The sequence below is a fragment of the Streptomyces geranii genome (genome assembly GCF_002954775.1).
In the GTDB taxonomy this organism is placed as follows: Bacteria; Actinomycetota; Actinomycetes; order Streptomycetales; family Streptomycetaceae; genus Streptomyces; species Streptomyces geranii.
Map to the genome: position 1 here is coordinate 85,448 of NZ_PJME01000037.1, position 11,866 is coordinate 97,313.

Consider the following 11,866-nt stretch of genomic DNA (forward strand, 5'->3'; position numbering starts at 1 on the left):
AACACCAGTGCAAGTCCCGCCAGGGACAAGCACTGGTGCACGCGAGCAACCTCAGGCAGAGGCAGGGGAAGAAGAAGACACGTCCGCGTCCTCCTCAACAGGCACCGTAGCCTCAGCAACGACAGCCTCGGCAGCCGCTTTGGCACGTTCATCCGCATCAGCCCGGATGGAACGCCAGGCCGATTCCGCGGCCTGCTGCTCCGCCTCCTTCTTGCTGCGGCCGGTGCCGGTGCCGTACGAGACGCCTCCGACGCGGGCGGCAGCAGTGAAGGTCTTCTCATGGTCCGGACCGGTCTCCGTGACCAGGTACTCGGGGACACCGAGCCCCTCGGTCGCGGTGAGCTCCTGGAGACTGGTCTTCCAGTCCAGGCCGGCACCGAGGTTCGAGGACTTCTCGATCAGCGGGTCGAAGAGACGGTGGACGAGTTCGCCCGCCGCGTCGAGACCCTGGTCGAGATAGACAGCGCCGATCACCGCTTCGAGGGTGTCGGCGAGGATGGACGCCTTGTCCCGCCCGCCCGTGCCCTCTTCACCCCGGCCGAGCCGGATGAAGGAGCCGAGTTCGAGCCCACGGCCCACCTCCGCGAGCGCACGAGAGTTGACCACCGCGGCCCGCAGCTTGGCCAACTGGCCTTCTGGGAGGTCGGGGTGGGTGCGGTACAGCGTGTCCGTGACCACCAGGCCGAGCACGGAGTCCCCGAGGAACTCCAGCCGCTCGTTGGTGGGCAGACCGCCGTTCTCGTACGCGTACGAACGGTGGGTCAGCGCGCGCACCAGAAGGGCGGACTCGAGCTGGTAGCCGAGCCGCCCTTCCAGAAGCGTGTGGGACGAGGCCGTGTCCACCGAGGCGCTTCCGCCTGCGCGGAGCACCTGCTTCTTGACGTCATCCGCCTTTTTGGGGCTAGACACTGTGCCTCTCACCAGCCGCTCAGACCTCGAGGACCTGGCGCTTGTTGTAAGTGCCGCAAGACGGGCACGCGATGTGCTGCAGCTTGGGCTCCTGGCAGCGCTCGCACGCAATCAGGTTGGGGACCGCAGCCTTCCACTGCGACCGGCGGTGGCGCGTGTTGCTGCGCGACATCTTCCGCTTCGGAACAGCCACGGCTACTTCTCCTGCTTCTCGTCGGTGCCCGCTTGCGCGTCGGCGCCGCTGATCTCGTCCTTCTCGCCGGGTTCGAGTGAACCGGCGAGTCCCTGCAGTGCCGCCCAACGGATGTCGACGGCGTCGTGGTGGTGGCCCGGTTCGTCAGCCAGCCGGGCTCCGCACTCGGAGCACAGGCCGGGGCAGTCGTCCTGGCACACCGGCTGCATCGGCAGTGCGAGCACCACCGCATCGCGCAGCACGGGTTCGAGGTCGAACAGGCCGTCCTCGATGAAGAGAGTCTCCTCGTCGTCCTCGGCGTCGTCGGCCGGTTCCGCTTTCACACGGCCCCGGTCGTCGGCGTCAGGGTACGAGAACATCTCCTGGAACTCCGCTTCGAGCTGCTGCTCAAGCGGTTCCAGACACCTTACGCACTCCCCCTTGGCGCGTGCACGGGCGGTGCCTGTGACAAGCACACCTTCCATGACCGACTCAAGACGGAGTCCGAGCTCCACCGGTGCGCCTTCCGGCACTCCGATGACTCCCGCGAGACCGAAGTCCTTGGGAGCGTCGATCTCACGGGTCAGGCGCTGCAGCGCGCCAGGACGCCGCCCCAGCTCGTGTGTGTCGAACACGAGAGGATTGCGGTGGTCGAGGCGGGCGTTCAGAGCCATTCCTGCTTTCGATCTTCGTCGCTCGGCAACCCGGGTTCCGGGCAGCGGTGATCGCCGAGTTACAGGCGACCGAAGAGCCAGGATACTGGACCTTCCGCCCACGGCCCAATCCGGTCCCCGTACGGGCACTTGCCGCCCGCCGCTACTGCCCGCCGCGCCCCTGTTCGTAGGCGCGCAGCTGCTCGGCGCTGATCATGGTGGTGTCGAAGAAGCTGGTCTCGTCGAGGGCGTGCGGCTGCTGCGGCTGGTGCTGCTGCTGTTCCGGCTGGAGGTGCCCCTGCTGGACCTGGGCGGGGTCGTAGGCGGCCTGCTGGCCGTCGTAGCCCTGGTAGGCGTACGGGTCGGCGGACTGGTAGCCGTAGGGGTCCGGCTGCTGGGCGTACGCCTGCTGGTAGCCGCCGTAGGGGTCCGCGGGCTGCTGGTAGCCGTACTGGTCCTGCTGGCCGTACTGCTGCTGGGCCGGGATCTCCGCCGGGCGGGGCAGCTGGGCGGGGGAGTCCGGGACGGCGGCGAGGTCGGCCAGGTAGTCGGCGTCGCTGGTGTGCTGCCTGGGGCTGCCGTCGTCGTCCTGGCCGAGGGCGCCGAGGTCGTCGGAGGCGATCCGGCCGTGCAGGGTCTGCCGGCCGCGGCCGACCGCCTCCAGGGTCTTGGCGAGGACGGCCTCGAAGGCGCCGAGCTTGACGTCGACGTATTTGTCGGCGTTGACGCGCAGGGTCTCGGGGTCGAGGCTGCGCTCGGGGGCGTCCTCGTCCTCGTATCCCTGGTCGTCGAGGCCGGGTCCGGTGCCGAGGAGCTTCTCCCGGCCGCGGCCGACCGAGCCGAGGGTCTTGGTGAGGACGACCTCGAAGTTGGCGAGCTTGGAGTCGACGTAGTCGTCGGCCTCGGCGCGGACGTCCTCGGCCTCCTTGCGGGCCTCGGCGAGGATGCGGTCCGCCTCGTTCTGCGAGCGGCGGGCGACCTCCGTGTCGGAGATCAGGGAGCCGCGCTCCTCGTGGGCGGTCCGGATGATCCGGTCGGCCTCCTGGCGGGCCTGCTCGACCAGTTGCTCCCGGTCGCCGATCAGCTCCTGCGCCTGGGCGAGGGAGCCGGGCAGGGCCGCGCGCACCTCTTCCAGCATCGCGAGCAGATCGGCGCGGTTGACCACGCACGAGGCCGACATGGGCATCGACCGGGCACTGGAGACCGAGGAGACGATCTCGTCGAGCTTCTGTTGCACGTCCACCGGGTGCTCGCCACTCTCTACAGCTGTGATGAAGACGGACGGGTCGACTGTAGCCCCCTCAGTCTTTGCGGAGCCGCTCGTTCAGAGCTTCGAGAACGGTGGGCGGCACGAGGTGGGCGACGTCGCCGCCCCAGGTGGCGACCTCCTTGACGAGCGAGGAGGACAGGAAGCTGTAGGTGGGGTTGGTCGGCACGAACAAGGTCTCGACACCGCTCAGCCCGTTGTTCATCTGGGCCATCTGGAGTTCGTAGTCGAAGTCGCTGACCGCGCGCAGGCCCTTGACGATCGCCGGGATGTCGCGCTGCTTGCAGTAGTCGACGAGCAGGCCGTGGAAAGCCTCGACCCGGACGTTGCCGAACTCGGCGGTGACCTCGCGGATCAGGTCGATGCGTTCGTCGACCTCGAAGAGGCCCTTCTTGGACTTGTTGATCATGACCGCGACATAGACCTCGTCGTACAGACGGGAGGCGCGGGAAATGATGTCGAGGTGTCCGTTGGTGATCGGGTCGAACGACCCGGGACAGACGGCGCGGCGCACTAGTGATCCCTCGCTCTCCGGTCCGGTCATCGTGCGTCTTCGCACGTAGAGGCGGCGCGACCGTACCAAAACGTTCCCTCGCCGTAGCGACGGGTCCGGAGCGCTTCGAAGCCGTCCGGCCAGCCGAATTCGCCGCCTCTGGTGCTGCGCTCCACGGTGACGAGGGCTTCGGCCGCGAGCCAGCCCCCGGCCAGGAGTGTGAGCAGGATCTCGCGAAGATCGTCGTCCGCGACGGCGTACGGCGGATCGAGGAAGACGATGTCGTACGGCTCTGTGGACGCCGTCTGAACAACCTGTTCCGCCTTGCCCGCGCGGACCTCGGCGCCGGGCAGCCCGAGCGTCTTCACGTTCTCGCGGACGGTACGGGCGGCGCGGGGGTCGGCCTCGACGAGGAGGGTGTGTCCGGCGCCGCGGCTGAGCGCCTCCAGGCCCACGGCGCCGGAGCCGGCGTACAGGTCGAGGACGCGTTCGCCGGCCAGGGGGCCGCCGAGGAGGGCTTGCCAGGTGGAGAAGAGGCCCTCTCGGGCGCGGTCCGAGGTGGGGCGTGTGCCGGTGCCCGGCGGGACGGCTAGGCGTCGTCCGCCGGCTGTGCCGGCGATCACGCGGGTCATCTGGGGTCCTTGTCCGTGGCCGAGGGGTGGAGGGGTGGTTGCGGGTCCAGTTTCGCAGGAGGGGGTGGGGGGTGCGTTGTGGTGTTGGCGACTGCGGGTTCGTCGTGGTTGCTCGCGCAGTTCCCCGCGCCCCTTTGGGGCACGTCCGGCTCACCCCTTGTCCAGGTACTGCTCCCTCTCCTCGTCCAGCAGGGCGTCCAGCGCTGTGCGCAGGCCCGGGAGGTTCTCCAGGTCGGGGTCGGCGGCGACCACGGCCGCCGCCTCCTCCCTCGCCTCGGCGATGATCTCCTCGTCGTCGATGACGGTGAGCATGCGCAGGGAGGTGCGGGCGCCGGACTGGGCCTGGCCCAGGACGTCTCCCTCGCGGCGTTGTTCGAGGTCGATGCGGGAGAGTTCGAAGCCGTCGAGGGTCGCGGCGACGGCGTTGAGGCGCTGGCGGGCGGCGCTCGCCTCGGGCATCTCGCTGACCAGGAGACAGAGACCGGCGGCGGAGCCCCGGCCGACGCGGCCCCGGAGCTGGTGGAGCTGGGAGACGCCGAAGCGGTCGGCATCCATGATCACCATCGCGGTGGCGTTGGGGACGTTGACGCCGACCTCGATGACGGTCGTGGCCACCAGGACGTCGGTCTCCCCGGCGGCGAAGCGGCGCATCACAGCGTCCTTGTCGTCGGGGTGCATCCGGCCGTGCAGGATCTCGACCTTGAGCCCCTGGAGGGGGCCCCGGGTGAGCTGGTCGGCCACCTCGACGACGGCGAGCGGCGGACGCTTCTCGGCCTCGTCCTGGGCCGACTTCCTGGCCTTCTTCGGGTCCTCCTCCTCGTCCCCGATGCGCGGGCAGACCACGTACGCCTGATGGCCGCCCTCGACCTCCTCTCGCACGCGCTCCCACGCGCGCGAGAGGAAGTGGGGCTTGTCGGCGGCGGGGACGACATGGGTGGCGATGGGCGAACGCCCGGCCGGGAGCTGGTCCAGGACGGACGTCTCCAGGTCGCCGAAGACGGTCATGGCGACCGTGCGCGGGATGGGCGTGGCCGTCATCACCAGCAGGTGCGGGGGCTGTTTGCCCTTGCCGCGCAGGGCGTCGCGCTGTTCGACACCGAAGCGGTGCTGTTCGTCGACGACGACCAGGCCGAGGTCGTGGAACTGGACCTTGTCCTCGATCAGCGCGTGCGTGCCGATCACGAGCCCCGCCTCACCGGTGACGAGGTCCAGCAGCGCCTGGCGGCGGGCGGCAGTGCCCATCGAGCCGGTGAGAAGGACCACCTTGGTGGCCTTGTCGGCACCGCCGAGCATTCCGCCCTCGGCCAGCTCCCCCATCATCTCGGTGATCGACCGGTGATGCTGCTGGGCGAGCACCTCGGTGGGCGCGAGCATCGCGGCCTGGCCGCCCGCGTCGACGACGGCGAGCATGGCGCGCAGGGCCACCATTGTCTTCCCCGATCCGACCTCCCCCTGGAGCAGCCGGTGCATCGGGTGTTCCGCCGCCAGGTCGTCGAAGATCTCCTTGGAGACCTTCTGCTGGCCCTCCGTGAGGGTGAAGGGGAGTTTCGCGTCGAAGGCGGTGAGAAGGCCGTCCGGGGTCGGTCGGCGGGGGACCGCCGGGAGTTGGGCGTCCGCGTGACGGCGGCGGGCCAGGGCCACCTGGAGGACGAAGGCCTCGTCCCACTTGAGGCGGGTGCGGGCGTGTTCGATGTCCGCCTTGGTGTGCGGACGGTGGATCTTCTGGAGCGCCTCCGGGAGGGTGGCCAGGCCCCTGCCCTCCTGGAGGGAGGGGGGCAGCGGGTCGACGGCGTCCGGGGCACTGAGCAGCACCGTCTGCAGCGACTTGGCGATCTTCCAGGACTCCAGTTTGGCGGTGGCCGGGTAGATCGGGATCAGGGCGCCCGCCCAGGAACCGACCGCCTCCGCCGCCTCGTCGGTGTCGCCTCGCAGCAATTCGTACGCCGGATGGGCGAGTTGGAGGCGGCGGTTGAAGACCGACGCCTTGCCCGCGAACAGGGCGCGGGTGCCGGGGAGGAGTTCCTTGTGGGGTTTGTGGACTCCGTGGCCGAAGAAGACCAGTTGGAGCCGGCCGCTGCCGTCCGTGATGGTGACTTCCAGGCGCTGGCCCTTGCCGCCGCGGGCCTTCGAGGAGGCGAAGGTGTGCAGGCGGGCGTCGGCGACCTGAGCGACCACCGTCACGTGTTCGTCCATGGGGAGGTCGGCCAGGTGGGTGAGCTGGCCCCGCTCCTCGTACCTGCGCGGATAGTGGTGCAGGAGGTCGCCGACGGTGTGCAGGCCGAGGTGCTCGGCCATCACCTTCGCGGTGGCGGGGCCGAGCACTGATTTCAGTGGTTGCTTCAGTGGTTCTTCCAGTGCGGGCACGAGATCCATTGCACACCACAGCACTGACATCGCCGTATACGTCTGCCGAATCCGCTGGTCAGACGGCTCGTTCCGGGCCTAGGATGACGCGCCACCGGCCATCCCCCGCGGTCACCGCCTCACCGGGACCGCCCGACCCCGCGCCGTCGCCAGAACCTGGTCCCCCCTCCGGCGCTGCGACGATGGACTCCCAGACCTCACAGTCATCCCAGGCATCCCAGTCACCGCATACGTTCCAGGTCGACCTGCGCGGCCTGGTGGACCTGCTCTCCCATCACCTCTACTCCAGCCCCAAGGTCTACCTGCGCGAGCTGCTGCAGAACGCCGTGGACGCGATCACCGCCCGGCGCGCGGAGCAGCCCGACGCACCCGCGCGGGTGCGGCTGTACGCCGAGGGCGGCACCCTGCGGGTCGAGGACTCCGGGGTCGGTCTCACCGAGGCGGACGTGCACAACCTGCTGGCCACGATCGGCCGCAGCTCCAAGCGGGCGGACCCCGGCGACATCCAGGAAGCTCGTTCGGAGTTCCTCGGCCAGTTCGGGATCGGGCTGCTGGCCTGCTTCGTCGTGGCCGAGCGGATCAGGGTCGTCAGCCGCAGTGCCCGTACGCCGGACGCGCCGCCCGTGGAGTGGACGGCCGCGGACGACGGTTCGTACACCGTGCGTACGCTCCCGGACGACGCCCGGCCCGAACCGGGCACCACCGTGCACCTGGTGGCGCGGCCGGGGGCCGGCGAGTGGCTCACCGAAGAGCGGGTGCTCGCGCTGGCACGGGACTTCGGGTCGCTGCTGCCGTACGACGTACGGGTGGGCGACGAGGCGGTCACCGATCTGCCGGCGCCCTGGAACCGGCCGTACCCGTCGCCCGCCACCCGGAGGGTGGCCCTTCAGCGGCACTGTCACGACCTGTTCGGGTTCACGCCGCTGGACTCGATCGACCTGGACGTGCCGCTCGCGGGGATCCGCGGGGTGGCGTACGTCCTGCCGTCGTCGGTGAGTCCGGCGCAGCGGGCCAGTCACCGCGTGCACCTCAAGGGCATGCTGCTCACCGAGCGGGCCGAACAGCTGCTGCCCGACTGGGCGTTCTTCGTGCGGTGCGTGCTGGACACCGACAGCCTGCGGCCGACCGCCTCGCGCGAGTCGCTGTACGAGGACGAGACGCTGGCCGCCGTGCGCGAGGCCCTCGGCGAAAGGATTCGCTCCTGGCTGACCGGGCTCGCCGCCGGTGATCCGGAGCGGCTGGCCGCGTTCCTGTCGGTGCACCATCTGGGCGTCAAGTCGCTGGCCAGGCACGACAAGGAGATGCTGCGCACGATGCTGCCGTGGCTCCCCTTCGAGACGACCGACGGGCAGCTGTCCCTGGAGGAGTTCGCGCAGCGGCACCCGGTGGTGCACTTCACGCGGTCCGTCGAGGAGTACCGGCAGGTGGCGCCGATCGCGTCCGCGCAGGGCGTCGGCGTCATCAACGGCGGCTACACGTACGACAGCGAGCTGATCGAGGCGCTGCCCTCGGTGCGCCCGGGGACCGTGGTCGCCGAGTTGGACGCCGACACCGTGACCGCCCACCTGGACGCGGTCGACCCGGCCGAGGAGCTGGCCCTGGCGGCCTTCCTGGGGGCCGCACGCGCCAAACTCGACCCCCTGGGGTGCGATGTCGTGCTGCGGGCCTTCCACCCGCTGTCGGTGCCCGCGCTGCACCTGGACGACAGGGCGGCCCGGCACGAGCAGGCCCGCGCGGACGCCGAGGAGCAGGCCGACGCCCTGTGGGCCGGCATCCTCGGCTCGCTGCGGGGCAGTGCCCCGCGCGCGCGGCTGGTGCTCAACCATCTCAACCCGCTGATCCGGAGGATCAGTTCCCTGGCCACCCCGGAACTGATCGGCACCGCCACGGAGTCCCTGTACGGGCAGGCACTGCTCATGGCGCAGCGCCCGCTGCGGCCCGCGGACTCCGCGCTGCTGAACCGCGCGTTCATCGGCCTCCTGGAGTGGGCCACCCACAGCGATCCCACGGAGCCCACGGAGGACGGCCGGCGATGAGCGAGATCAAGGACTTCGACGCGCTCCGCGAGGCCATGGCGCTCAACGGCGAGCAGCCCGAGGGACCGGCCCGCAACGCGCGCGCGGAGCAGCTGCTGGCCGAGGCGGAGAAGCTGAACATCCCGCTCGCCGTGATCGAGGCGCTCGGGCACCAGCTGAAGGCCTACAACTACAGCTCCGAGAAGGACAAGATGTTCGTCCCCTTCGCGCGGCTGCTGCGCATGTGGGACGAACGCCCCGAGGACTTCGACGAGTACGAGGTCCACACGCTGCACTGGGTCTTCAAGTGGATGACCTCGGGGATGCTGGACCAGCCGCACATCCCGCTGGCCTCCATCGAGAAGTGGCTCGGCGAGATGGAGCACCGCTACCGGCTCGCCGGGCACTCCGAACGTGCCGTGCGCGGCGCCGAGTTCAGCGTGGCCGCGCATGTCGGCGACCTCCCGCGGGCCGAACGGGCGTACGCGGCCTGGCTGGCCGCCGACCGCGACAGCATGGCCGACTGCCATGCCTGCGAACTGCACAGCCAGGGCTGGTGGCAGGCCGAGCGGGGCGCCGACGCGGAGGCGCTCGACCTGTGGCGGCCGGTCCTGGAGGGCGAGTTCACCTGCGCCCACGAACCGCACACCGTCCTGGCGTCCTCCCTGGGCCCGCTGCTGCGGCTCGGGCGGCTGGACGAGGCCCGCGCACACCACCTCCGCGGCTTCCGCCTGGTGCGGCCCATGGAGAGCATGCGCGGCGCGTACGCGGACCACGTCGAGTTCTGCGCGCTGACCGGCAACGAGGCGCGCGGCCTGGAGCTGCTCGCGGAGCGCCCCGCGTACTTCACGGACTCCGGACAACCGCGCAGCCGGATGGACTTCATGGCCGCCGTGGCCCTCCTCATGGACCGGCTCACCGTCCTGGGCATGGGCTCCCAGTCGGTGCCGGGCCCGGCCGGACGCGACTGGACCGCCCGCGAACTCGCCGCCCACGCGCGCGAGGAGGCCCTTTCGCTCTCCGCCCGCTTCGACACCCGCAACGGCACGCCGTACGTCGGCGAGGACGTCCGCGCGCGCATGGCGCGGAGCCCGCTGGTGGACCGGCTCCCGCTGGGCGTGCGGGCGTCCGGCGTCCCGGCTCCCCGCAGGCCGCCGGTGACCAGCCCCATGGAATCCGCGAAGTCGGCCGACCCGCGGACCCCGCCCGCTCCCCCACTCCCGGACGACCTGCCCGCGCTGCTCGCCGAGGCCCGCCGGATGTCGGACGGGCTGCTCCCGAACGCGATGGAGGCGTGGGCGGCCGTCTCCCGGGCCGCCGAGGGCGTCGAGCTACCCGTGGCCGACCGGGCGGAGATCGTCGATCACAGGGCTATGGAGGGCGGTCCTGAGGGCATCGCGCTCTTCGAGCGGGCCGCCGAGCTGTACGCCGAGGCGGGCGACCCCGGCGAGTCCCTGGCCGCCCGCGCCCGCGCCGCGTACGCCCGTGCCCTGGAGGGCGACATCGACGCGGCCCTGGAGGCCGTCTCCGAGCCGTACGAGGAGGTCCTCGCCCTCTACTCCGACGAGGGCACCGGCGTACGACAGGCCGCCGCCGTCCTGATGGGACGCGCCCGCATCCTGATGCGCCGGGTCGAGGAGACGGGCACCGACCGCGCCCTGGCCGCCGCCGAGAACGCCGTACGGGAGCTGCTGGCCCTCGTCGACGGCCACGCCGGGGACGACGTACGGCTGGCCTCGCGCGGCGCCGAGGCGCAGGCCATGCTCGGCGAACTGGCGACGCGTGCCGGGGACCTGTCCGGGGCGGCGGACCTCTTCGCCTCGGCCACGGAGGCGTTCGTCGCGGCGGGGCTGCCCTGGTTCGCGGTGGAGTACGAGGCCCGGCTGGCCGGACTCGCCCACCACCTCGGCGACGTCGCCGGGGCCGAACGGGCGCTGCGCGGAGCCCTGGAGCACGGCGGGGCGTACCTGGAGGCGGCGGGCCAGGCCCAGCTGAACCTCCAGCTCGCCGAGATCCTCGGTGCGCGCGACGAGGTCGCCGAGGCCGCCGACCACGCCCTGGAGGCCGCGCACTGGGCCGACGAGGCGGGCGAGGGGCCGACGCTCGGCGCCTGGGCCCGGCATCTGCTCGGCGGGTTCCTGCTGCGGCAGGGCCGGTGGGCGGAGGCGGCGGAGGTGCTGGAGTCCGCGCTGCCCGACCTGGGCGCCGAGACGCACGGCGACGGGGCGATGGTGCAGACCCTGTGGTGGCTCGCCGACTGCCTGTCCGAACTGGGCGAGCACCGCGAGTCGGCGGAACGTCGCCTGAAGGCCGCGGAGATCGCCAGGCACTGGCCGGAACAGCAGGACCACGCGACCCTGGCCCACCTCGCCGCGGAGTCCCTCGGCCAGGCCGGGCTCCCCGCGGAGGCCGACCGGGCCTACGAACGCGCCGGCGACCTGTGGCGCTCGCTGGGCAATGTGCACGGCCTGGTCCGCGCCCTGCGCGCCCGCGCGTGGCTGGCGCTGCGCACGGAGTCGGGCCTGCCCGGGGCCCGGCTCCGGATGAGGGACGCGATCGGTGAGTGCGCGCAAGCCCTGTCGGAGGCGGACGACCTGGAGTCCCGGGAACAACTGGGCGCCGAACTCGCCCACACCCACCGCCAGTTCGGCGACCTGCTGGCCCGCTCCGCCGCGGAGGACGCGGAGGACGGCGCGATCGAGGCGGCGTTCGAGGAGGCACTGGCCCAGATGACGAAGGCGATCGCGGTGTTCGCGTCCCTGGGCGAGGAGGGGTTGCACGGGCGCACGGGCGCGGAGCTGGCGGCGGGTTGGCTGGAGGCGGACCTGAGCAGGCCCGCGGAGGCGGCGGCGCGGGCGCGGGGGGTTCTGTCCGCGTACGCAGAGAACGCGGATGCGGACTCGGCACAGGCACGGCGAGCGGAGGCGGAACAGATGCTGCAGCTGATGGAGGAACAGGAGCCCGGGTAACGGCCTTTTTTCCTTCGCCCCCGCCGCCCCTACCCGTTCCCATCCTTCTGGGGGCTGCGCCCCCAGACCCCCGCAATCGCGCTGAACGCGCTCGTCCTCAAACGCCGGACGGGCTGAAGTGCCAAGCACCGGCCGGCACCATTCAGCCCGTCCGGCGTTTGAGGACGAGGCCGTCCAGGCCGATCCACCCCCCCCCCCCCCCCCCCCATACCCCCCCCCCCCCCCCCCCGCGGCCCCCCCCCCCCCCCCCCCCCCCCCCCCCCCCCCCCCCCCCCCCCCCCCCCCCCCCCCCCCCGGGGGGGGCGGGGGGCGCCCCCCCCCAGGGATGGGAACGGGTAGGGGCGGCGGGGGCGAAGAAAACCATGCCTCCCGCCCCTCACTCCACCCCGATC

Annotated in this window: 9 protein-coding genes; 2 read left to right on the forward strand and 7 right to left on the reverse strand. The window is 71.7% G+C overall.

Annotated elements, in window-relative coordinates; all coding sequences use genetic code 11:
- Nucleotides 1-51: 51 nt before the first annotated feature.
- From rnc to recG, 7 genes are all read right to left on the reverse strand, one after another.
- Nucleotides 52-921 carry a ribonuclease III gene (rnc, locus tag CW359_RS32480; RefSeq protein ID WP_198655474.1) on the reverse strand — a complete coding sequence of 290 codons (870 nt, stop codon included), beginning with the start codon at nucleotides 919-921 and terminating at the stop codon, nucleotides 52-54.
- Between the two features lie 7 nt (nucleotides 922-928).
- Complete coding sequence (rpmF, locus tag CW359_RS32485) at nucleotides 929-1,102, reverse strand: 50S ribosomal protein L32 (protein ID WP_105973780.1); 174 nt, start codon at nucleotides 1,100-1,102, stop codon at nucleotides 929-931.
- A 2-nt stretch (nucleotides 1,103-1,104) separates the two neighbouring features.
- On the reverse strand, nucleotides 1,105-1,755 hold the full coding sequence (locus CW359_RS32490) for a YceD family protein (protein ID WP_105973781.1): 651 nt from the start codon (nucleotides 1,753-1,755) through the stop codon (nucleotides 1,105-1,107).
- 142 nt (nucleotides 1,756-1,897) lie between these two features.
- Nucleotides 1,898-2,977 carry an ATP synthase F0 subunit B gene (locus CW359_RS32495; protein WP_105973782.1) on the reverse strand — a complete coding sequence of 360 codons (1,080 nt, stop codon included), beginning with the start codon at nucleotides 2,975-2,977 and terminating at the stop codon, nucleotides 1,898-1,900.
- A gap of 58 nt (nucleotides 2,978-3,035) precedes the next feature.
- Nucleotides 3,036-3,515, reverse strand: coding sequence for a pantetheine-phosphate adenylyltransferase (gene coaD, locus CW359_RS32500; RefSeq protein WP_198655476.1), 480 nt, complete (start codon nucleotides 3,513-3,515; stop codon nucleotides 3,036-3,038).
- A 26-nt stretch (nucleotides 3,516-3,541) separates the two neighbouring features.
- On the reverse strand, nucleotides 3,542-4,126 hold the full coding sequence (rsmD, locus tag CW359_RS32505) for a 16S rRNA (guanine(966)-N(2))-methyltransferase RsmD (protein ID WP_105973784.1): 585 nt from the start codon (nucleotides 4,124-4,126) through the stop codon (nucleotides 3,542-3,544).
- Between the two features lie 150 nt (nucleotides 4,127-4,276).
- A complete protein-coding gene (gene recG, locus CW359_RS32510) occupies nucleotides 4,277-6,499 on the reverse strand; it encodes an ATP-dependent DNA helicase RecG (protein ID WP_105973785.1) in 2,223 nt (740 codons plus the stop codon).
- Nucleotides 6,500-6,672: 173 nt separating this feature from the next.
- Here recG and CW359_RS32515 point away from each other — a divergent pair, with 173 nt between their 5' ends.
- Both CW359_RS32515 and CW359_RS32520 read left to right on the forward strand, forming a co-directional pair.
- Nucleotides 6,673-8,526: an HSP90 family protein gene (locus CW359_RS32515; RefSeq protein WP_105973786.1), complete on the forward strand. Its 1,854-nt coding sequence runs from the start codon at nucleotides 6,673-6,675 to the stop codon at nucleotides 8,524-8,526.
- Nucleotides 8,523-11,474, forward strand: coding sequence for a hypothetical protein (locus CW359_RS32520; RefSeq protein ID WP_105973787.1), 2,952 nt, complete (start codon nucleotides 8,523-8,525; stop codon nucleotides 11,472-11,474). Before CW359_RS32515 ends, CW359_RS32520 begins: the two co-directional genes overlap by 4 nt.
- Nucleotides 11,475-11,866 lie beyond the last annotated feature (392 nt).

What these genes read in the sequence shown, in the direction of transcription:
- recG (WP_105973785.1), bottom strand. Translation starts at nt 6,499, where the DNA reads ATGGATCTCGTGCCCGCACTGGAAGAACCACTGAAGCAACCACTGAAA.
- CW359_RS32490 (WP_105973781.1), bottom strand. Translation starts at nt 1,755, where the DNA reads ATGGCTCTGAACGCCCGCCTCGACCACCGCAATCCTCTCGTGTTCGAC.
- rsmD (WP_105973784.1), bottom strand. Translation starts at nt 4,126, where the DNA reads ATGACCCGCGTGATCGCCGGCACAGCCGGCGGACGACGCCTAGCCGTC.
- CW359_RS32520 (WP_105973787.1), top strand. Translation starts at nt 8,523, where the DNA reads ATGAGCGAGATCAAGGACTTCGACGCGCTCCGCGAGGCCATGGCGCTC.
- CW359_RS32515 (WP_105973786.1), top strand. Translation starts at nt 6,673, where the DNA reads ATGGACTCCCAGACCTCACAGTCATCCCAGGCATCCCAGTCACCGCAT.